Annotated in this window: 23 protein-coding genes; 18 read left to right on the top strand and 5 right to left on the bottom strand. The window is 31.8% G+C overall.

Annotated features, from left to right (window positions below):
• A complete protein-coding gene (locus M0M57_RS06765; protein ID WP_248436430.1) occupies positions 1-1368 on the top strand; it encodes an undecaprenyl-phosphate glucose phosphotransferase in 1368 nt (455 codons plus the stop codon).
• A complete protein-coding gene (locus M0M57_RS06770; protein ID WP_248436431.1) occupies positions 1368-2120 on the top strand; it encodes a glycosyltransferase family 2 protein in 753 nt (250 codons plus the stop codon). Before M0M57_RS06765 ends, M0M57_RS06770 begins: the two co-directional genes overlap by 1 nt.
• On the opposite strand, the gene M0M57_RS06775 is transcribed toward M0M57_RS06770, so the two are convergent.
• Positions 2117-3454 carry an AMP-binding protein gene (locus M0M57_RS06775; RefSeq protein ID WP_248436432.1) on the bottom strand — a complete coding sequence of 446 codons (1338 nt, stop codon included), beginning with the start codon at positions 3452-3454 and terminating at the stop codon, positions 2117-2119. The genes M0M57_RS06770 and M0M57_RS06775 overlap by 4 nt on opposite strands.
• A 155-nt stretch (positions 3455-3609) precedes the next feature.
• On the opposite strand from M0M57_RS06775, the gene purD reads away from it, so the two are divergent.
• Positions 3610-4881: a phosphoribosylamine--glycine ligase gene (gene purD, locus M0M57_RS06780; RefSeq protein WP_248436433.1), complete on the top strand. Its 1272-nt coding sequence runs from the start codon at positions 3610-3612 to the stop codon at positions 4879-4881.
• Between the two features lie 18 nt (positions 4882-4899).
• Here purD and M0M57_RS06785 read toward each other — a convergent pair whose 3' ends face one another.
• Positions 4900-5130: a DUF6341 family protein gene (locus M0M57_RS06785; RefSeq protein WP_248436434.1), complete on the bottom strand. Its 231-nt coding sequence runs from the start codon at positions 5128-5130 to the stop codon at positions 4900-4902.
• A 46-nt stretch (positions 5131-5176) separates the two neighbouring features.
• Here M0M57_RS06785 and M0M57_RS06790 point away from each other — a divergent pair, with 46 nt between their 5' ends.
• Positions 5177-6118 (top strand): hypothetical protein, encoded by a 942-nt coding sequence (locus tag M0M57_RS06790; RefSeq protein WP_248436435.1) that lies wholly within the window; start codon positions 5177-5179, stop codon positions 6116-6118.
• Here M0M57_RS06790 and upp read toward each other — a convergent pair.
• Complete coding sequence (gene upp, locus M0M57_RS06795) at positions 6113-6766, bottom strand: uracil phosphoribosyltransferase (protein WP_248436436.1); 654 nt, start codon at positions 6764-6766, stop codon at positions 6113-6115. The genes M0M57_RS06790 and upp overlap by 6 nt on opposite strands.
• Positions 6767-6835: 69 nt before the next feature.
• Here upp and M0M57_RS06800 point away from each other — a divergent pair, with 69 nt between their 5' ends.
• From M0M57_RS06800 to M0M57_RS06815, 4 genes are all read left to right on the top strand, one after another.
• Positions 6836-7441: a DUF4254 domain-containing protein gene (locus M0M57_RS06800; RefSeq protein WP_248436437.1), complete on the top strand. Its 606-nt coding sequence runs from the start codon at positions 6836-6838 to the stop codon at positions 7439-7441.
• Between the two features lie 35 nt (positions 7442-7476).
• Positions 7477-8100, top strand: coding sequence for a type II toxin-antitoxin system toxin DNA ADP-ribosyl transferase DarT (gene darT, locus M0M57_RS06805; protein ID WP_248436438.1), 624 nt, complete (start codon positions 7477-7479; stop codon positions 8098-8100).
• A gap of 3 nt (positions 8101-8103) precedes the next feature.
• Positions 8104-9135, top strand: coding sequence for a type II toxin-antitoxin system antitoxin DNA ADP-ribosyl glycohydrolase DarG (gene darG / locus M0M57_RS06810; RefSeq protein WP_248436439.1), 1032 nt, complete (start codon positions 8104-8106; stop codon positions 9133-9135).
• A 175-nt stretch (positions 9136-9310) separates the two neighbouring features.
• Complete coding sequence (locus M0M57_RS06815) at positions 9311-10354, top strand: glycosyltransferase family 9 protein (RefSeq protein ID WP_248436440.1); 1044 nt, start codon at positions 9311-9313, stop codon at positions 10352-10354.
• Between the two features lie 27 nt (positions 10355-10381).
• Here the strand turns inward: M0M57_RS06815 and M0M57_RS06820 are convergent, their stop codons facing one another.
• Both M0M57_RS06820 and M0M57_RS06825 read right to left on the bottom strand, forming a co-directional pair.
• Positions 10382-10690, bottom strand: coding sequence for a hypothetical protein (locus M0M57_RS06820; protein WP_248436441.1), 309 nt, complete (start codon positions 10688-10690; stop codon positions 10382-10384).
• 98 nt (positions 10691-10788) lie between these two features.
• Positions 10789-11841, bottom strand: coding sequence for a ferredoxin--NADP reductase (locus M0M57_RS06825; RefSeq protein ID WP_248436442.1), 1053 nt, complete (start codon positions 11839-11841; stop codon positions 10789-10791).
• A gap of 124 nt (positions 11842-11965) precedes the next feature.
• Between M0M57_RS06825 and M0M57_RS06830 the strand changes: the two genes are divergently transcribed.
• The 10 genes from M0M57_RS06830 (at position 11966) to M0M57_RS06875 (ending at position 20493) form a co-directional block, all read left to right on the top strand.
• Entirely contained in the window at positions 11966-12301 is a 336-nt protein-coding gene (locus tag M0M57_RS06830) for a PadR family transcriptional regulator (protein WP_112085181.1), read from the top strand.
• A gap of 1 nt (position 12302) precedes the next feature.
• Complete coding sequence (locus M0M57_RS06835; RefSeq protein WP_248436443.1) at positions 12303-12938, top strand: hypothetical protein; 636 nt, start codon at positions 12303-12305, stop codon at positions 12936-12938.
• Entirely contained in the window at positions 12935-13609 is a 675-nt protein-coding gene (locus M0M57_RS06840; RefSeq protein ID WP_248436444.1) for a hypothetical protein, read from the top strand. The genes M0M57_RS06835 and M0M57_RS06840 overlap by 4 nt, the downstream gene beginning before the upstream one ends.
• A gap of 19 nt (positions 13610-13628) precedes the next feature.
• Positions 13629-14258 (top strand): hypothetical protein, encoded by a 630-nt coding sequence (locus M0M57_RS06845; protein ID WP_248436445.1) that lies wholly within the window; start codon positions 13629-13631, stop codon positions 14256-14258.
• Positions 14249-14389, top strand: coding sequence for a hypothetical protein (locus M0M57_RS06850; protein ID WP_248436446.1), 141 nt, complete (start codon positions 14249-14251; stop codon positions 14387-14389). The genes M0M57_RS06845 and M0M57_RS06850 overlap by 10 nt, the downstream gene beginning before the upstream one ends.
• Positions 14390-14667: 278 nt before the next feature.
• Positions 14668-16140 carry a DUF5687 family protein gene (locus M0M57_RS06855; protein WP_248436447.1) on the top strand — a complete coding sequence of 491 codons (1473 nt, stop codon included), beginning with the start codon at positions 14668-14670 and terminating at the stop codon, positions 16138-16140.
• A 38-nt stretch (positions 16141-16178) separates the two neighbouring features.
• Positions 16179-16874 carry an ABC transporter ATP-binding protein gene (locus M0M57_RS06860; protein WP_112085185.1) on the top strand — a complete coding sequence of 232 codons (696 nt, stop codon included), beginning with the start codon at positions 16179-16181 and terminating at the stop codon, positions 16872-16874.
• Positions 16875-17037: 163 nt separating this feature from the next.
• A complete protein-coding gene (gene porW / locus M0M57_RS06865; RefSeq protein WP_248436448.1) occupies positions 17038-19890 on the top strand; it encodes a type IX secretion system periplasmic lipoprotein PorW/SprE in 2853 nt (950 codons plus the stop codon).
• 2 nt (positions 19891-19892) lie between these two features.
• On the top strand, positions 19893-20300 hold the full coding sequence (locus M0M57_RS06870; protein ID WP_248436449.1) for a bactofilin family protein: 408 nt from the start codon (positions 19893-19895) through the stop codon (positions 20298-20300).
• A complete protein-coding gene (locus M0M57_RS06875; RefSeq protein ID WP_248436450.1) occupies positions 20269-20493 on the top strand; it encodes an AtpZ/AtpI family protein in 225 nt (74 codons plus the stop codon). Before M0M57_RS06870 ends, M0M57_RS06875 begins: the two co-directional genes overlap by 32 nt.
• Positions 20494-20495 lie beyond the last annotated feature (2 nt).

Below are 20495 nucleotides of genomic sequence, written 5' to 3' on the forward strand. Positions count from 1 at the left end.
ATGGTAGCACCTCAAAAAGGAAGATATTCAAAATTCATTAGACCAATAAGTGTTTTTTTAGACTTATTGGTCTTAGTATTACTATCTGTCTTTTTTTTTGACGAGTTAAATGTTAATGACATTTACTTTGGATTGTACCTAATTATAAGTTGGTCTATAATCGCTTTTTTTATTGAATTTTATGAAGTCTATCGATTCACAACACCAGTTGAAATTTTATCTAAAATATTAAAGCAATCCATCGTTTTTTTGTTGGTTGTAATTGCTTATTTTCCATTTGCTAAAGAATCTGTTTTTAGCGGAAAAGCGATTGCAATTTTCATGACAATTAGCTTCATTCTAATTGTTTTATTAAAATATTTTCTTTTCTATTATCTCAAAAAATATAGAATTATTACAGGAAGTAATTTTAGAAATGCAATCATTATAGGTTATACCCAAGAAGCTAAAAACCTAAAAGAACTTTTTGAAAAGAGAAATGATTATGGATACCGCTTTTTTGGATATTTTTCTGATAAAAAGGTAAATGAGCAAATTAAAGGAAAAGTTACAGACATTAAAAATTATGTAATTGAAAACAAAATAGATGAAATTTATTGTTCATTAAACGAAATAACAAATGAACAATTAAAAGATTTAGTTGAATTTGCAGATGAAAACAACAAAACCATCAAATTTATTCCTGATACAAAACAAATTTTTTCTAAAAATTTAAAAATAGATTACTACGAAATGTTTCCGGTTCTTTCATTGCAACGAACCTTGTTGCATGAGCCAGCAACCAAAGCGTTTAAAAGAGCATTTGATATACTGTTTTCACTTTTTGTTATTGTTTTTTTACTGTCATGGTTAATGCCAATACTTGCAATTTTGATCAAATTAGAATCAAAAGGACCGGTTTTCTTTAAACAAGGAAGACCCGGTTTAGATGAAGAGGAATTTTTCTGTTATAAATTCAGATCCATGCAAATTAATCATACCACAGAAAGAGAAGCTTCTAAAAACGATCCAAGAGTGACTAAAATCGGACGTTTTTTAAGAAAAACCAGCTTAGACGAAATGCCACAATTTTTTAATGTTTTGGTTGGTGATATGTCAGTAGTTGGCCCAAGACCACATCTTTGGTCACAAAACAAAGCCTATGGCAACAAAGTAAAAAAATATATGGTTCGCCATTACGTGAAACCGGGAATTACTGGATTAGCCCAAGTGAAAGGTTTTAGAGGCGAAATTGAAACCGATGAAGACATGATTAATCGCATTAAATTTGATGTTTTTTATATCGAAAATTGGTCGTTTGTGTTAGATGTAAAAATTATTATTCAAACTGTGGTTAATATTTTTAAAGGAGAAGAAAAGGCATATTAATGAATGAGTTGGTATCCATAATAACTCCAACATATAATTCTGCGAAATTTATTGCAGAAACCATTCAGTCTGTTCAAAATCAGACCTATTCTAACTGGGAAATGATTATTGTTGACGACGGTTCTTCCGATGAAACGATAGCCGTTGTAAAAAGAATTCAAGAAACAGAGCATAGAATTCATTTCATTGAACAAATTCAAAATGTGGGTCCAGCAATCACTAGAAATAAAGGCATTGAAATAGCAAAAGGAAAATACCTAACTTTTTTAGATGCAGATGACATTTGGTTTACCGATTTTATAGAAAACAGCATTAAAACCATTCAAAAAACAGGAATACCTTTTGTTTTTTCATCCTATAGACGTTCTAATGAACAATTGGAGTTTGTATATTCTGATTTTTTAGTTCCACAAAAAGTCACCTATACCGATATTTTAAAAACAAACTCAATTAGTTGTTTAACCGCTTTTTTAGATGTTGAAGTGGTTGGGAAAAAATTTATGCCCATCATTCATAAAAGACAAGATATGGGTTTGTGGCTCAAATATTTAAAAGAAATTCCTTTTGCTTATGGAATTCAAGCCCCAAAAGCAATTTATCGAATCAGGAAGAATTCCCTTTCCAGAAAAAAATCGCATTTAATCAAATACCAGTGGCAGTTTTATAGAGAAGTAGAAAAACTTTCGGTTTTACAATCGATATATTATATGTGGCATTGGATGTACAGGGGTTTTCTTAAATATCGAAATTAAGATTTTTGCTTTAAATTCGATTCAATTATTTGAGGTTTTCCTGATGGGCTTGCTTTTATGAAAGCCACTTTTTTAAATTCAATATCTAGGCTGTTTTCGGTGAGAAGATTGATTTTTGTTTCAATCTTTTTTAAAATTTCATCTGAAAAATTAAAATTTGAATCGGTAATATATTCAAATTCAATTTTTTCCAAAGAGTTTTGTGTAATTTTGAATTGTTTGATTTCGGGAAAATATTCAACAATTCCCGTAAAACTATGAACAATTAAGGTTTTCCCGTTTGATGTTTTAACAATATCTGTTTCTCTTCCAACAATTTTTTCTAATAAAGGATAATTATACTTTCTGTTAATAGGATATTTTTCTTTAGGTAGTTTTATAGCCAAGTCACCAAGTTTATAACGAATCATTGGCATAGCAAAATTTGTAAGGGAAGTGACTAAAACGTGTCCCATTTCACCATCCTTAACGTTATTTCCTTGATCATCTACAATTTCAATACAAACATGAGGGCTCATTATATAATAATAATCCAAATCATTTGTGCACGCCATCAATAAGCCTTCTGCACATCCGTAAGTATCAATAATTTTGGGTGAATCAAAAGCTTTTTTAAAATTAGTTATAAAATGAGGAAATAGTTTATCGCCCAGAGAAACGATTCCTTTAATTGGATGCGAATTTTTAGTATCGATTAAAGTTTGAGCTAATTGATTTATCGCAGAAGGATATCCAATTAAGTAATCGATTTTTTTCTTTTTCAATAGTTTAATAAGATGCAAATGATCCGGTTTAGATAAGCTAAAACTATTTACATAATGAATATTGTAAAATAAGTCTTTTAAGTTTTTTGGGAAAACCCTTTTTGGAGACATACCAAATTGCATAGTAGAATCTCCAATTCTATATCCTGACCATAGATACCAATGGCTCTGAATTCCTTGTAAAAAAAAACGACTTTTTTTCTCATTATAGCTAAAGGATTGAACCCCGCTACTTCCGCTACTATAGTTCTTCTGTAAATCGGAAACATTATATTTAGTAGAAATTAAATTTTCTTTTTGCTCCCTTAACAATTCTTTAGTTAATTGCGGAAAGTCTGTCAATCTTAGTTCGGAAAGATCCTTATTTAAAAAACATTTTTGATAATACGGAACAGTGCTACAAGCGTGAGGAAGTATTTTTTTTAAATTTTCTTCTTGAATTTTTTCTAATTGTGATTCAGACAACCGGTCATATTTATTCCACTTATGCAAAGATGATAGATAATTTGCTCCCAAAAGTTTATCACCTAAGCTAACAACAGTTTTAACAAATAAATTTTTAAAAATCATTTTTAAATTTCAATTAAAAAATCAAAAATAACAAAACCATCAACCGAAAACCAAAAACGAACACTTTTTTTGCCACTTCGTTTTAACTTCTGTTCAAAACGAGTTATTTTTGCAAAACTAAAACTGAATTAGTTCAGCTCAAACAACAACACAACATGACAATTTTACTTCTTGGTTCAGGCGGTCGCGAACATGCGTTGGCTTGGAAAATGCTTCAAAGTTCAAAATGCTCCAAACTATTTGTAGCTCCCGGAAATGCCGGAACAGCTTCAATTGCGACGAATGTTTTAATGCAACCAACCGATTTTGAATCGATTAAAAAGTTTGTTTTAGAGGAACAAGTTGAAATGGTTGTCGTTGGACCCGAAGATCCACTCGTAGCAGGCATTTTCGATTTTTTTAAAAATGATGACGATTTAAAATCAATTCCGGTGATTGGTCCGTCAAAAGAGGGAGCAAAATTGGAAGGAAGTAAAGAATATGCTAAAGAATTTCTAATCAAACATAAAATACCAACGGCAGCTTATGATAGTTTTACAGCTTCAACAGTTGAAAAAGGATGTAAATTTTTAGAAACGTTGTCGCCACCGTATGTTCTAAAAGCAGATGGTTTAGCGGCCGGAAAAGGTGTTGTGATTTTAAATGATTTAGAAGAAGCAAAAACCGAATTGCGAAATATGCTTGTGCATCAAAAATTTGGAAATGCCAGTTCAAAAGTGGTTATCGAAGAATTTTTAGATGGAATTGAATTGAGTTGCTTCGTTTTAACCGATGGAAAAAATTATAAAATTCTTCCCACAGCCAAAGATTACAAACGAATTGGAGAAGGCGATACAGGATTGAATACAGGCGGAATGGGAGCTGTTTCGCCCGTTCCTTTTGCAGACGCTGTGTTGATGGAAAAAATCGAAACACGCATCGTTAAACCAACAATCGAAGGTCTTCAAAAAGACGGAATTGAATACAAAGGTTTTGTGTTCATCGGTTTAATCAATGTGAAAGGCGAACCAATGGTGATTGAATACAATGTTCGAATGGGCGATCCGGAAACCGAAGTGGTTATGCCAAGAATTAAATCAGATTTAGTTGAATTGTTTTTGGCTGTAGCCAATGAAAAATTAGACGAAGTTTCACTTGAAATCGATTCTAGAAGTGCCACAACAATTATGGTCGTTTCAGGCGGTTATCCCGAAGATTTTGAAAAAGGAAAAATAATTACCGGAATTGAAAATGTACAAGATTCGATTGTTTTTCATGCCGGAACAAAGCTTGACAATGGAAATATCGTTTCAAACGGAGGTCGTGTTCTTGCCATAACTTCCTACGGAAATGACTTTAAAGAAGCCATAAAAAAATCTTACCAAAGTATAGAAAAACTACATTTTGATAAGATGTATTATAGAAAAGATATTGGCTTTGATCTTTAAAATAAGAATTTCTAACTCTTATTTAAAAAAAGAATGAGCCGTTGTATCTTGGTTTTCTTCGTTGTTTGCTTTGTGTAATTTTAGTTGTTTTATCCAGTAAACAATAGCAACCGAACAAATGATTACAAATAACCAATTCAAGGTATTAGCAGCCCACCAATTTGACAATTCTAATTCTCTGAAAAAATCAAGTGGAAGAAAAAGTAAATCAACAAATAGGTATTGAATTCCTTCGAAAAATGCTTTCATGGTATAAAGTATTATATTTACAGTCACAAAAGTATAAAATATCCTTATGATTGCAAGCGTTTTTAGTAAATCAAGACCATTTAATTATATTTTAGTTACCACTTTGTTGGTTTTGTGCTTTTTTATTTATCAAATCCAACTTGTTGAAACACCTACAGAATCGTCCTTTTTATTAGGCGGATTGGTTTCTAAAGGTATTATTTTAGTGCTTTTAGTGGCTTCACTTTTTATCACAAACTTTATCACAAAACGAAACGGATTGAGCAAAGACAATAGTTTTTCGGTACTTTTTTTTGTTTCTTTTCTGTTATTTATTCCTTCGGCTTTTGATAACTTCAAAATAATTTTATCCTCTTTTTTCATTTTGTTGGCCATGCGAAGGTTGATTTCGATGAAATCATTACTCACTCCAAAAGAAAAAATATTCGATGCTTCGTTGTGGATTTTTATCGCCGCGTTATTTCATTTTTGGAGCATTTTGTTCATTTTTATAGTTTTTGTATCTATCATTTTCCACGTTTCGGGCGATTATCGAAATTGGGTGCTACCGTTTATCGCTTTTTTCACGGTAGGAATTCTATTTATATTCTTTTCATTATTAATTGATAAAGAATGGTTAGATATAGTTTGGAACCAAACAGGAACAGATTTTAAATTTTATTATTTAGAAAAATCAGCAAGCAATGCAGCACTCGTTTTATATGCACTTTTTGCGATAGTTTTTTTAATTTCAATGATTTTCACGATGTCTAAGCGACCAATAATCATGCTGGCATCGTATAAAAAAGTGATTTTTATTTTTTTAATAAGTGTGTTGATTTACATTATTTCACCTGAAAAAAGTAACAGTTTATTGCTTTTTGGACTAATGCCGATTTCTGTTTTAGCAACAGGTTTTGTAGAAATGAATAAAGATACAGTTTTAAAAGAAATTATAACCGCATCTGTTTTGGCCTGCGGCATCTTGCTTTTTATTTTTCAATTATAACTTTACGCCGTAAGCCAAATCTCCGGCATCTCCTAAACCGGGAACAATGTAATTTTTTTCGTTTAATTTCTCATCTAAAGCCGCAACCCACAAATGACAATTAGCGGGAAGATTTTTTTCTAAATAAGCAATGCCTTCAGGAGCAGCAATCACTACGGCAATGTGAATTTCTTTCGGTTTTTGTTCTAAATGCAATTTATTCAAAACCGCTACAATCGATTGACCGGTCGCCAACATTGGATCAATTAAAATTAATGTTTTACTTTCAAAGGAAGGTGCGGCTTGATATTCCACCAAAATATCAAAATAATCATCATTGTTCGGATGATGACGATAAGCCGATACAAAACCGTTTTCTGCATTATCAAAAATATTCATAAAACCGGTGTGCAAAGCCAAACCGGCTCTCAAAATAGAACACAAAACCACATGATCTTCTAAAGCGGTTGTTTTCTTGATGCCAAGCGGAGTTTGAACTTCAATATCAATATATGGAAGCGTTTTACTCAACTCATAGGCCATAATTTCACCAATTCGTTCAATATTTTTTCGGAAACGCATGCTGTCGTTTTGCACGGAAACATCACGAATTTGAGCCAAAAAATGATTTAGAATGCTGTTTTGTTCCGAAATATAATGAAGGTGCATAAACGTTTTAGTTTTGAATTAGTTTGATAAAGGTATAAAAAGTATATTTGTATTTTAAAATTTAATAGTATGTTTTCACAACTTGCCTTTTCTGTTTTCGAACAAAGCATTGCCGATTATCACGTGCATGACAATGTATATCAACCGGTTAACAATCCTTATCCAAAGGATAAAATAGAGCATTTATTGTATGCAAAAAATTGGGTTGACACCGTGCAATGGCATTTTGAAGATATCATCCGCGATCCGCAAATTGATCCGGTAGCTGCATTAGACTTAAAAAGGAAAATTGACGCGTCCAATCAAGTTCGCACCGATATGGTGGAATATATTGATAGTTATTTTCTTCAAAAATACAGTTCTGTTTCGGTTAAACCGGAAGCAAAAATTAACACCGAAAGTCCGGCTTGGGCAATCGATCGTCTTTCTATTTTGGCTTTAAAAATTTATCACATGAGCGAAGAAGCCAATAGAATCGAAGCTTCTGCCGAACACAGAGCCAAATGTCAAGAAAAATTAAACATTTTATTGGAACAAAAAAGCGATATGTTTTCGTCCATTGACCAATTGTTGAAAGACATTGAAAGCGGTGATAAATTTATGAAAGTGTACAAACAAATGAAAATGTACAATGATGAAGAATTGAATCCGGTGTTGTATCAGAATAAGAAGTAAGTTTGGTTGATTTAAACAAAATATACCTATACAGAATGACTCATGTTGATAATATTCCACATATATTACAACATGGTATAACGCATCGTAATTCAATCAATGCAAATCCAAATTATATTTCAATTGGAGATGGTAGTTTAATTGATAATCGAAGTTCTACAAATATTAATGTAACTAATGGTTCTGAGAATGTAAGTGAATCAATAACAATTGGCGATTTCATTCCTTTCTATTTTGGTATAAGAACCCCAATGTTATACATCATTCAAAACGGTTATAAAGGAGTTAAAAGACAAAATCCCGATGATATAATTTATTGTGTAACTAGTGTTCAGCAAATTATAATAAGTAATAATTTATTTTATTTTACAGATGGACACGCGAATAGTAAAAAAGGTTTCACTTTAATTTATGACGATAAAAAAATTAATGAAATTGAAAGTTTAATTGATTTTAAGGCAGCATATAATAAAAACTGGAAAGATGACACTGATTTGGATTTGAAAAGACGAAAAGAGGCAGAGTTTCTGGTTAAAAATGATGTACCTAACAATTCTATTTTAGGTTATATCTGCTTCAGTGATGTTTCAAAAAATAAACTTATTAAAATGGAAATCGAGGAGACAAAGATTGTTGTAAAACCTAATTATTATTTTTGATTTATGATATATTATAAGATTGGAAATATTTTAGAAAGTGATGCCCAAGCATTAGTTAATACTGTCAACACGCAAGGAGTGATGGGTAAGGGTATTGCTTTACAATTCAAAAATACTTTTCCTTTAAATTATAAAACATATCAAGAGGTTTGTAAAAAAGGTGATTTTAAGATAGGTGATTTATTGGTTGTAGATGATAATGGATTAATATCAGGAAAAAAAACTATAATTAATTTTCCAACTAAAACTTCATGGAGAAAGCCATCTGAATATAGTTTTATAGAGAAAGGCCTCGATCAACTTATAAACAAAATAGAAGAACATAATATCAAGTCTATTGCTATTCCTCCTTTAGGAAGTGGTAATGGTGGGTTGAATTGGGAAATCGTAAAGAAAATGATTGAAGACAAACTTTCCAATCTGCCAATCGACATATTTATATATGAGCCCAACTCTCAAATTAAAGAGGTTTTAAAAAGCGAAAGAGTTCAACTAACTGATGCTAGAGCCATGTTGCTTTTTATGCTTTATGATTTAGTTAGTAATGGAGAGTTTGTTTCTGAATTTTCATGTGAAAAAATATGCTATTTTCTCCAAAGATTCGGTGCCAAAGATTATTTCAAGTTAGAATATAAGCCAAACTTTTATGGTCCATATTCCGGAAAAGTTAAATACGTCATTAATTATTTAAATGGAAGCTACATAATGGGCTATAGTTCGATGGATAAAAAACCATTTGAACCTCTGCAATTAGTTCCCGATGGTATAGAAAAAGTGAATGAATATGTTTCTTCCAAACCAGAATTACTAAAAATAGTATTAGAAACGAAGCAGTTTTTAGATGGTTTTTATTCTGATTTTGCTCTTGAACTCTTATCAACGGTTGATTATATTTCTACAAAAGAAGAAACATTCAATTTAAACGATATTAAAAAATATATGACTAATTGGAGTGAAAGAAAACGTACATTATTTTCTAATGATCGATTTTTAAGCATTTCAATTAATCACCTTAAGACAGCAAAATTTGTTTAACAGCTGATGTGGAAAGGGCCAAAGAATGGCCAAAAAACACCAATAAATTGTTAAAAAACATTGTGGCTTGTTAATAAGTCCGCTGTTAAGTCTTGGTTTTCAAGAGATTTGTATAAATTGAAATGGCAAAAGAATGGCCAAACATTACCTTAAAATCATAAAAAATTGTAATTCAATGTCTCCCAAACCGCAACATATCCTCGTCATCCGTCTCTCAGCAATGGGCGATGTAGCGATGACTGTGCCGGTTTTAAGAGCGTTGATTCTACAACATCCCAACTTAAAACTAACCATAGTTTCCCGACCGTTTTTTAAACCGTTTTTCGACGGAATTCCGAATGTAAATTTCTTTGCAGTTGATCTTCAAAAACGCCACAAAGGATTTTTCGGATTACTTCGATTATTTTCGGATTTAAAAAAATTGGAAATTGATGCGGTAGCCGATTTGCATAATGTTTTACGATCAAAAGTTGTCCGAAATTTATTCGCTTTAAGCGGAAAAAAAGTAGCATTCACAGACAAAGGGAGAGCAGAAAAAAAAGCACTAACTAGATTAGAAAACAAAGTTTTTAAACCCGTAAAACCAATGGTGGAGCGACATGTTGAAACTTTTGAAAAACTCGGTTTTTCAATTGATTTAGTTAATCCACAATTTCCAACTAAAGTAATTTTGTTAGATGAAATTCTAAAAATTACCGGGAATAAAACTCAAGATTGGCTCGGAATTGCACCATTTGCTCAATACCAAAGCAAAGTTTATCCTTTGGATTTAATGCAAAAAGTGATTGATGAATTGGCAGAAAATAATTCAATCAAAATTTTTCTTTTTGGTGGCGGAAGTGAAGAAATTCAGAAATTAAAACAACTTCAAAATAATCATTCAAACGTAATCGTCTTAGCCGGAAAATTGAAATTCAATCAAGAATTGGAAGTGATTTCTAACTTAGATGTTATGCTTTCAATGGATTCCGGAAATGCTCATATCGCTGCGATGTTGGGTATAAAAGTCATCACACTTTGGGGAGCTACTCATCCTTTTGCCGGATTTTCACCATTCAATCAACCGTTGGAAAATTGCCTTGTTTCTGATAGAGAGAAATTTCCGCTTTTACCAACATCGATATATGGAAATAAAAAAGTGGAAGGTTATGACGATGTGATGCGAAGTATTTTACCGGAAAAAATAGTGTTCAGTGTTCAGTCGTTGCTGGGAATTTAATTTTCAGTCGCAGTCACAGTTTTCAGATTACAAGTAAATCTTATTGTCTTTACAAATTTCTAAAATATACGTTTTTAAATTTGAAATCGCTTCAGCATAATTAGGAGCTTCATAACCAAACCGTTCGTGTTCTAGCTGTTCTTTTTCCATCGCATTGCAACCTTTGATTACTTCGCGAATCATATCGAGCATAATCAACTCTTTGTTGTTGGTTTTTTCAAACTTAAAATCCACTAATTCGTCTTCCAAACGGTCACAATACTCCAAAAGCTCTTGCACTTCCGGTTCATCCAAAAGATCTTGAGCTTTTTTAAATATTTCCAGTTTGTTTTTCATATTCAATTACAAAAATCAATAGCAATTTCAAAAGCAAAATTTAAACCTTAACTCGCAACTCGCAACCTTTCAACTCGCAACCTTTCAACTCGCAACCGTTAAACATCATCATAATCCACAAAAATTTCACTCGATGTCGGATGAGCTTGACACGTTAAAATCAACCCTTCGGCAATTTCACCATCAGTTAAAATGGTGTTCTTTTTCATTTCGGCAGTTCCTTTAGAAATCCGAGCGATACAGCTGCTGCAAATACCACCTTGACAAGAATACGGAGCATCTAAACCTTGTTTTAAAGCGGCTTCCAACAAGGATTGTTTTTGCGACATTTCAAAAGAAGTTTCATCACCATCAACCAAAACAGTAATTTTTGTGTGACCTTCCAACGATTTTTTAATTTCATTTTCTGAGGATGAAGCAGAGAATAATTCGAATTTTATATCTTTTTCTTTGACGTTGTTTTCTTTCAAAACATCACTCACTCTATTAATCATTTCCTCTGGTCCGCACAAGTAAAATTTGTCAAATTCCTTTTCTTTATGCTTGTTTTTCAAGACAAAATTCACCGTTGATTTTTCAATTCTTCCAAACAATTGATCATCGGCTTTTTGCTGACTAAACACATAATGCACAAAAAAGCGTCCAACATATTTCAACTGCAAATCGTGCAATTGGTTGTAAAAAATCGTTTCATTGCTCGATTTATTTCCATAAACCAACACAAAAGTACTGTTGGGTTCTTTTTCTAAAACAGTTTGCAAAATCGACATTACCGGAGTAATTCCGCTTCCGGCAACAAAAGCAGCATAATTTTTTAAACGTGTAGCATCGGGTTCAAAAATGAATTTTCCTTCGGGAGTGCCAACTTCTAGTACTTTTCCAATCGTTAATTGTTCATTCGCAAACTTAGAAAAGTAACCGTTTTTGATAGATTTAATGGCAATTCGCAACTCACCACTTTCCGGTGTGGAACAAATGGAGTAAGCACGACGAATTTCATTTCCGTCTAAAGTGAGTTTTAGATTAATATATTGTCCGGCCACAAAAAGATAATTGGCTTGAAGTTCAGCAGGAACTTGAAATAGAACAGAAACGGCTTCCGGTGTTTCACGAGTGATTTCTTTTACTGCTAATTTATAAAAAGTTGACATGGATTAATTTTTTACAAAGGTAATAAACCACAGTTTTTGAAAACAGCATATTTTTTAAAAATTTATACATAAGAGTTTTATGTATAAGAAAGTTATGTATATTTGTGATTCAAATTCGCTACAAATGAAAAACTCATCATTATACAAAGGAAGTCTTAACACCATAATAATGAAGCTTTTAGAAGAAAAAGGCCGTATGTATGGTTATGAAATCACTCAAAAAGTAAAAGCCATTACATTGGGTGAATTAAACATCACCGAAGGTGCTTTGTATCCCGCATTACACAAATTGGAAGCCGAAGGTCTGTTGGAAGTAGAGGTAGAAAAAGTAGATAACCGCTTACGAAAATACTACAAACTCACCGAAAAAGGCAACAAAGAAACCGTAAACCGATTGGCAGAGTTGGAAGAATTTATCAAGAATATGCAGAATATTGTGAATCCTAAATTGAGTTATTAAGATGAAGTTAAGTGTTGAAGAAATAGAAATAATTTCAGATTATTTGAGTAAATCCGGAATTAAACAAGTCGATATAAAGTTTGAATTATTAGATCATATTGCAATTGAGATAGAAGAGTTGGTTGTTTTAGAAAATTGTTCTTTTGAAGAAGCTCTAGAAAAAATTAAGCAAAAATGGAATCCTTTTTTTGTTCAAAGTAAAAGTTTTCACATTGGTTTGATCTATTCATTTCCAAAAATTGTGCTTAATAAAATTGAATCCAGAATAAAAAAAGTGAATTTATCCATACTGTTGTTAGTCGTACTTTGGGCATTTTGTTCGTTTGCTTTTAATCTTGATTTATTAGTAAATCAAAGACTTAATTCTTTTATAAATTATAGTGGAATAGCTATTGGCGTTGTTCTTCTTGTCGTATCATTTTTTATTAATTACAAATCACAACCAACAACCTATCGGTTTTTAGTAAATCAATCTTCTCCATCAATTTTGTTTTGGTTGCTTTATATTTATTATTTTGATTATGGAATGAATTCTTTAAAACTTTTTTTTCTACTGTTATTATCATTGCAATTTGTTATCGTCTGTTTTTATGTTTATAACCATATAAATTGTATAAAAAAATATCATTTAGTATGAAATTATCGATAGAACAAATTCAACAAGTAGAAAAGTATTTGGCTAAATTCGAAATTAAATATTTTGAAGTTTATGCCGAAGTGCTTGACCATATCATTTTAAGTGTTGAAGAAATTCTATCTACAGAAGATATTTCATTACAACAAGCAATCATTAAAGCAAAGGAACAAGATTTTGGCAAATTTGGTTTTCAATCGATGATTCAACAGCGATCAGATGAGCTAAATAAAAACTGTAGAAAGCATTATAACGCAATGATAAAGAGCTATTTTAAAATGCCGGAAATTGTTATGACATTCTTTGTATTTATTAGCTTTTTTGCCGTTATTTCTCTTTTCGAAAAACCTATAAGAATTGCTTCAGTTCTATTGATTTCTTTGTCAGTTCTAGTTTTAATCGATTGGATTAGGCAGCGAAAATTATTTAAATTCAACAATAAAAAAGTTCTTAAAATGGAAAGTTTATCCTATTATTCAAATGGAGTCTTTTTGTGGATGTACTTTTCTAATGTTTTAGTAGGCTTAGGAAAAGAAAATTTTGAAAAATATGAACTTGCATTTAAAATTACTTTTTCAATTCTTTTTACAATGTGCTTTTTGTCTTTTTTAATTTTTATGCAAATTAGAAAAAAAGTTGTAGAAGAAACGAAGGAACTACAGTTTATGCAATAATTTTTAATTGAAAGAGTGAATGAAAACTTTAACCACACAAAACCTTAAATTCATTGATAATTATCTCAAAAAAAGCGAAATTTTTTATGATGATATTCGAATGGAATTGACGGATCATATCGCTTCTGCTGTTGAAGAAAAAATGAAAGTTGATAATATTGATTTTTATGATGCTTTTAAAAGTTATATGATTTTGAATAAGAAAGAACTTTTAAAAAAATTTTCCGGTAGTGGATTCAAATCTTTTGAACCTATTAAGAGTTTTGGACTGTTTTTATTGAAACCAATAAATCTTCCTTTGGGAATAGTTTTTATATTCAGTTTTCATTACTTTCAAAATATAATCAACAAAGCCAATTTTGTTTTAAATTTCAATTATCATTGGATGGCTTTTATTATTCTATTTGGACTATCACATCAAATCTTTTTTGGATTAATAAAAAAGAAACGTTTTTTTATGGTAGAACAGTCGATGTGGATACTGTTTCTTTTTCAACAAATTTTAAATCTTTTTGCAAATCCAAGACAAATAGACAACGTGATCCATTTTTATATCAACTATTTTTTCATTTACCTTACTATTATGTTTCTGTTATTTTATGTTAATCGTATCAAAAAATACTACAACAATAAGCATATATGGAACTAAAACTAAACCAAGAACAAATAGATCGTCTTTACCGTTTCACCCGCGAACATTTTGTAGAACACTACGATTTACAAACCGAATTAGTCGATCATCTTTCCAATGCTATCGAAGAAGTCTTGAAAAAAAATTAAAAAATTTGGTTTTAATGAGTCTTTTTGAATCAGATGTTCAATAAACAAATTTTAATGGTATTTCTTTAGATAGTACTTATGTCAACTCATTTTTTCTGTTCTTTTTGTTTGTATCTGTATTTTATTTTCTTACCAAAATCATCCCTTCCAAAGCAGAAGATTATCTCAAACAAACTTATCCCGAATATGCTTTTTCAAATTAAGTTGTAACAAAACGTTAAAAGTGTAGTCAAACATTCAAACCAAAGTAGATAAATAACCACCAAACCAACCAACTTATGATAAAACGTTTTCTCTCACTCGAATGGAGGTCTTTTGTTAGAGCCGCATCGTTTCAAACGAATTTAGCAATTAAAATTTTAATGATTTTTGGAGCCTTGTATTTTATGGTAATGTTCTTGGCGTTAGGAGCAGGTTCTTATTATATTATCGAAAAAGCTACCGAATCTGAACCATTTCAATTGATAAACCGGTTTATACTTTATTATTTCGTATGCGATTTGGTTTTTCGATTTTTCTTGCAAAAAACTCCGGTTATGAATATCAGGCCGTTGTTGTACATCAACATCAAAAAAGATACGATTGTCAATTATACATTAGGAAAATCGGCGTTGTCTTTTTTCAACATTATGCATTTGTTCTTTTTTATTCCGCTTGCAGTGGTTTTGTTGATTGAAGGTTTTGATGTGTTTGGTGTTATCACTTGGACTATCGGAATGACTGCCATCGTGTTAATAATCAATTTTTTAAACATCTTAATCGATAAAAAAGACGTTGTTTTTTATTCCGTTGCTGCTATTTTCATCGCTTTAGGAGCATTGCAATATTACGGTTTATTTGACGCAACGAACTATACTGTGTTGTTTTTCAAAGGATTGTATGACCATATTTGGATGGTAATTATTCCAATTGTCGTATTAATTTTGGTTTATAAAATCGTACACAGTTTTTTCAAAAGCAACTTATACCTCGATGCCGGATTATCAACCACACACGATATTGCCAAAACGCAAAATTTCGAATGGTTAGATCAATTTGGAACATTAGGAACATTTCTTAAAAATGATATTCGTTTAATCACCCGAAATAAAAGAGCAAAATCAGTCATCATAATGAGTGTTTTGTTTCTTTTCTACGGACTTTTGTTCGGTTCAGGAGCCATTGAAGTGTATGACGGACCGGTTTGGCAAGTATTTGGCGGAATTTTTGTCACCGGCGGATTTATGTTCAGTTTCGGACAATTTGTACCAAGTTGGGATAGTTCCTATTATAATTTGATGATGAGTCAAAACATTCAATACCGCGAATATTTGAGTTCAAAATGGTGGTTGATGGTTATTGTGACGTTAATCGCAGCGGTTTGTGCCAGTTTTTATCTTTATTTTGGATGGCAATCGTACCTGCTGATTTTAGTGACTGCGGTTTACAACATCGGAATTAATGCCTACATCGTTTTGTTGGCTGGAGCTTTTACGAAAACACCAATCGATTTAATGAGTAATAAAAATGCATTTGGCGACAAAAAAGCATTCAATTTTAAAACGTTATTGTTAGTGATTCCACAAATTCTTGTTCCGTTAGGATTATATTATTTAGGAATTTTATTGTTTGATGAGGTAGTCGGACTTGGATTTATCGCCTTAGCCGGAGTTTTAGGATTTGCTTTTAAATCAAAAGTGTTCAATTGGATTGAAAATATCTACAAAACACAGAAATACGAAACCATTGCCGCATACAAACAAAAAAACTAACCATTTACCCATTACCAATCACCCATAACCATATAATTATGATACAAGTAAAAAATCTTACCAAAACATACAACGGAACAACCGTTTTAAACATAACTAATTTAGACATTCCAAAAGGTCAAAGTTTTGGATTAGTTGGAAACAACGGAGCCGGAAAAACCACTTTTTTCAGTTTGTTATTAGATTTGATTCAGCCTTCAACCGGAATGATTACAAGTAATTCGATTCAAATTAGCCAAAGCGAAAAATGGAAACCATTTACTTCTGCTTTTATCGATGAAAGTTTCTTAATTGGTTATTTGACACCTGAAGAATACTTCTATTTTATTGGCGAACTTCGCGGATGGAACAAAGCAGACGTTGATAGCTTTTTAGTGAAATATGAAGATTTTTTCAACGGAGAGATCTTAAAAAACAAAAAATATTTACGCGATTTATCAAAAGGAAATTCCAAAAAAGTGGGAATTGTTGCCGCTTTAATCGGTGAACCGGAAGTTATTATTTTAGACGAACCATTTGCTAATTTAGATCCAACCACACAAATCCGATTGAAAAAAATCATCAAAGAATTAGCCGATGATTCAAATGTAACCATCTTAGTTTCCAGTCACGATTTGCAACACACCGTTGAAGTTTCAAACCGAATTGTCGCTTTACAAAAAGGCGAAGTAGTTCTGGATTTAGTTCCTTCATCAGAAACATTAAAAGAATTAGAAGCGTTTTTTGCTGCCTAATTCATCAAAAATAACACATCATTTCACGTTAATTTTTTCGTGAAATGATGTTTCATTGCAAAAAAAGCACAATATTTTTCTCTATTTCAAAAAGAAACGTATTTTTACCCTTGCTATATACTAAAATCAGTAGTTTTTAGTTATGCCTTTAAACGCTTTTATTTTGAAATCCATTACTTTAAAATATTTTATTTTCTTTTTTACCGCCACTGTTCTAATAGCTTGTTCTACCAAAAAGGATAAGTTTATTAATCGTAACTTTCATGCAGTTAATACAGAATACAACGTTTTGTTTAACGGAGAGTTAGCATTTCAAGCCGGTTTAAATGAAGTTCGAGACACTTATAACGATAATTTTTGGGATGTTCTTCCAATCGAACGCATGCAAACTGCCGAAGAAGCAATCTTGCCCGGACAAAAAGCCAAAAATGCCAATTTTGAAAAAGCAGAGGAAAAAGCAACCAAAGCGATTCAAAAACGTTCGATGCTTATAGGCGGGAGCGAAAAAAATCCGCAAATGGATGAAGCTCACTTACTGCTCGGAAAATCAAGATATTATGACCAAAGGTTTATTCCGGCTTTAGAAGCGTTCAATTATATTTTGTATAAAAGTCCGGCAAGCGATAAAATTTATGAAGCTAAAATTTGGAGAGAAAAAACCAATGTTCGTCTGGAAAATGATGCGTTGGCGGTAAACAATCTTACTAAACTGCTAAGTGAAATTAAGTTTAAAGATCAAATCTTTGCCGATGCAAATGCTACTTTAGCTCAAGCATTTTTAAATTTGGAGCAAAAAGACAGTGCCATTTCTAGATTAAGATTAGCAACAAAATTCACTAAAAAAGACGAAGAAGAAGCTCGATACAAATTTATTTTAGGACAACTATTTGAATCGATTGAGGAAAAAGATAGTGCTTTTGCGTATTATCAATCAGTGATTGATATGAAAAGAAATTCGCCAAAACGATATACTATCCAAGCTCATTCGAAACAAATTCAGCAGTTTGATGTGGTTAAAGGAGACACAATCGTGCTTTTTGAAAAATTCAAAAAATTATTAGAAGATCGAGAAAACCGTCCGTATTTGGATGTTTTATATCACCAAAAAGCCTTGGTTTACGAACGACTGAAACAACCGGACAACGCTGTAAAAAATTATAATAAATCGCTAAAAGCACAGTCATTAGACAATTATCTATTGGCTTCAAATTATCGAAATTTAGGAGAAATCTATTTCTACAAAGCCAAATACCAAACGGCCGGACATTATTATGATAGTACGTTAGCTTTGCTAAAACCAAGAACTCGTGAGTTTAATGCTTTTAAAAAGAAAAGAGATAATTTAGAAGATGTTATTAAATATGAAGGAATTGCTCAACGTAATGACAGTATTCTAAATATAGCATCACTTTCAAAAGAAGATAAAATTGCGTTTTTTGAAGATTATATTACGAAGCTTAAAAAGAAAGAGGTAGAAGCCGAAAGATTAGCCAAAATTGAAGCAGAGAGAGCAGAAATCGCGTCATCAAACCTTCAAAACTCTAAAAACCTTACAATTAACAATAGAAGTAGTATTGATAATTCGGCATTTAGTTCGGCTGGCACTAGTTTTTCTGGCGATTCTAAATTTTATTTTTACAACCCAACTACGGTTGAATTTGGAAAAAGAGAGTTTGTAAAAACGTGGGGCAAACGATTCCCCGAAGGCAACTGGCGATTGTCTACCAACAGAACAACACAATCGAAAAAAGAAGAAATCGAAGAACAAAAAGAAGAAGATGTGGTTGCTTCCAAAGAAGCCGATCCGAAATATTCACCTGAATTTTATATTTCACAGTTACCAACTGCAAAAGTAGAATTGGATAGTATTGCTAAAGAAAGAAACTTTGCTTATTATCAATTAGGTGTGATTTATAAAGAAAAATTCAAAGAATATCAATTGGCTTCAGACCGTTTAGAAATTTTATTGCGAAGCAAACCAGAAGAACGTTTGATTTTGCCGGCAATGTATAATTTGTATAAAATTTACGAAATCACCGATCCGGCCAAAGCATTGGCAATGAAAGACAAGATAATTACACAGTTTCCTGATTCCAGATACGCACAAATACTTTCCAAATCCGGATCTTCTGCAGAAAGTTTGATGGATGACCCGGAAGTTGTTTATAAGAACCTTTATAAAGCATATGAAAAAGGAGAATATAGAGAAGTTTCCGCTAATACTGATTTTGCCATTGAAAAATTTACCGGAGATGAAATCATGCCAAAATTAGAATTGTTAAAATCGAAAATTATAGCCAAAATTAAAGGACTTGCAGAATATAAGAAGGCGTTAAATTACGTTGCCTTAACTTATCCAAATTCAGACGAAGGAAAAGATGCCGAAGAGTTGTTATATGATAATATTCCGTATTTAGAAAGTTTATATTTTGATCAAGCAGAACCAACAACATATAAAGTGCTTTATCATGCGGATAATTTAGAGGATAAAAAAGTAAAAACGTTAATTGAAAAAATCACCAAATTCATTAAAGAAAGAAATCAATCGCAATTAACCACTTCTATCGATTTGTATACGATGGATAAAAACTTTTTTGTAATTCATGGATTACGAGATGAAGAATATGCCAAAGGTGTTGTTTCTATTTTGAAAGAATTTAAAGACTATAAAATTGCTGAGCAAGCTATCGTTATTTCATCGGAAAATTATAAAGTAGTTCAGATGAAAAAGAACTTAGAAGAATACCTTGATCCGAGTTTGAGAGTTGTTCCCCCGCCTTATACTGCAAAGCCTAAAAGAGCAAAGCAACAACAAGAGCGTTCACAGGTTGTTATTCCTACACAAAATCCAAAACTGCCACCTACGCAAAGCAAAGGAAGTATGCAACCGCCATCAGGTAATGATCCGCAAACAAAACCCAAAGCTACTAACAATGCCATAGATAGCAGAAATAGTACACCAGAAACCAGATCGGCTATTATGCCTCCATCTGAAGGTAACCCCAAAAAAGGATAGGTATGTTTAAAAAAGACTCTAAATCATATACAGACTTACTTGGAAAAACGAATAGAATTGTAGAAGGAACCATTATAAAAGGTGATATTTCCACTTCTGCCGATTTTAGATTGGATGGTCACTTAATTGGAAATTTTCATTCAAAGGGAAAAATTGTGATAGGGCCAACTGGAATGGTAAAAGGTGATATTGTTTGCAAAAATGCCGATATCGAAGGTAAGTTTGAAGGCAAAATTCAAGTTTCGGAAATTTTAAGCCTAAAATCAAAAGCAATAATTCATGGTGAAGTGATTTGCGGAAAACTAGCAGTAGAACCCGGAGCAGAATTCAGTGCTTCCTGTGTCATGAAACCCAACGTGAAAACTTTACCACCACAAAATGAATCAGGATCCGAAGAAAAAACCGCTTAATAAATGGTTGGTTCTAATGAACATTCCGTTTCAAATGGGAGTCATTATTTTTGCAGGAGTTTATTTTGGTAATTGGCTCGACGAAAAACAACAAAACGAAAATTCACTTTATACTATTATTTTTTCATTGTTAGCTGTTTTTATAGCTTTGTACAATGTGATTCAACAAGTGAAAAATCTTAATAAAGAATAATG

It is taken from the genome of Flavobacterium azooxidireducens (assembly GCF_023195775.1).
Taxonomy (GTDB): Bacteria; Bacteroidota; Bacteroidia; order Flavobacteriales; family Flavobacteriaceae; genus Flavobacterium; species Flavobacterium azooxidireducens.

What these genes read in the sequence shown, in the direction of transcription:
- M0M57_RS06765 (WP_248436430.1), top strand. Translation starts at nt 1, where the DNA reads ATGGTAGCACCTCAAAAAGGAAGATATTCAAAATTCATTAGACCAATA.
- M0M57_RS06770 (WP_248436431.1), top strand. Translation starts at nt 1,368, where the DNA reads ATGAATGAGTTGGTATCCATAATAACTCCAACATATAATTCTGCGAAA.
- M0M57_RS06775 (WP_248436432.1), bottom strand. Translation starts at nt 3,454, where the DNA reads ATGATTTTTAAAAATTTATTTGTTAAAACTGTTGTTAGCTTAGGTGAT.
- purD (WP_248436433.1), top strand. Translation starts at nt 3,610, where the DNA reads ATGACAATTTTACTTCTTGGTTCAGGCGGTCGCGAACATGCGTTGGCT.
- M0M57_RS06785 (WP_248436434.1), bottom strand. Translation starts at nt 5,130, where the DNA reads ATGAAAGCATTTTTCGAAGGAATTCAATACCTATTTGTTGATTTACTT.
- M0M57_RS06790 (WP_248436435.1), top strand. Translation starts at nt 5,177, where the DNA reads ATGATTGCAAGCGTTTTTAGTAAATCAAGACCATTTAATTATATTTTA.
- upp (WP_248436436.1), bottom strand. Translation starts at nt 6,766, where the DNA reads ATGCACCTTCATTATATTTCGGAACAAAACAGCATTCTAAATCATTTT.
- M0M57_RS06800 (WP_248436437.1), top strand. Translation starts at nt 6,836, where the DNA reads ATGTTTTCACAACTTGCCTTTTCTGTTTTCGAACAAAGCATTGCCGAT.
- darT (WP_248436438.1), top strand. Translation starts at nt 7,477, where the DNA reads ATGACTCATGTTGATAATATTCCACATATATTACAACATGGTATAACG.
- darG (WP_248436439.1), top strand. Translation starts at nt 8,104, where the DNA reads ATGATATATTATAAGATTGGAAATATTTTAGAAAGTGATGCCCAAGCA.
- M0M57_RS06815 (WP_248436440.1), top strand. Translation starts at nt 9,311, where the DNA reads ATGTCTCCCAAACCGCAACATATCCTCGTCATCCGTCTCTCAGCAATG.
- M0M57_RS06820 (WP_248436441.1), bottom strand. Translation starts at nt 10,690, where the DNA reads ATGAAAAACAAACTGGAAATATTTAAAAAAGCTCAAGATCTTTTGGAT.
- M0M57_RS06825 (WP_248436442.1), bottom strand. Translation starts at nt 11,841, where the DNA reads ATGTCAACTTTTTATAAATTAGCAGTAAAAGAAATCACTCGTGAAACA.
- M0M57_RS06830 (WP_112085181.1), top strand. Translation starts at nt 11,966, where the DNA reads ATGAAAAACTCATCATTATACAAAGGAAGTCTTAACACCATAATAATG.
- M0M57_RS06835 (WP_248436443.1), top strand. Translation starts at nt 12,303, where the DNA reads ATGAAGTTAAGTGTTGAAGAAATAGAAATAATTTCAGATTATTTGAGT.
- M0M57_RS06840 (WP_248436444.1), top strand. Translation starts at nt 12,935, where the DNA reads ATGAAATTATCGATAGAACAAATTCAACAAGTAGAAAAGTATTTGGCT.
- M0M57_RS06845 (WP_248436445.1), top strand. Translation starts at nt 13,629, where the DNA reads ATGAAAACTTTAACCACACAAAACCTTAAATTCATTGATAATTATCTC.
- M0M57_RS06850 (WP_248436446.1), top strand. Translation starts at nt 14,249, where the DNA reads ATGGAACTAAAACTAAACCAAGAACAAATAGATCGTCTTTACCGTTTC.
- M0M57_RS06855 (WP_248436447.1), top strand. Translation starts at nt 14,668, where the DNA reads ATGATAAAACGTTTTCTCTCACTCGAATGGAGGTCTTTTGTTAGAGCC.
- M0M57_RS06860 (WP_112085185.1), top strand. Translation starts at nt 16,179, where the DNA reads ATGATACAAGTAAAAAATCTTACCAAAACATACAACGGAACAACCGTT.
- M0M57_RS06870 (WP_248436449.1), top strand. Translation starts at nt 19,893, where the DNA reads ATGTTTAAAAAAGACTCTAAATCATATACAGACTTACTTGGAAAAACG.
- M0M57_RS06875 (WP_248436450.1), top strand. Translation starts at nt 20,269, where the DNA reads ATGAATCAGGATCCGAAGAAAAAACCGCTTAATAAATGGTTGGTTCTA.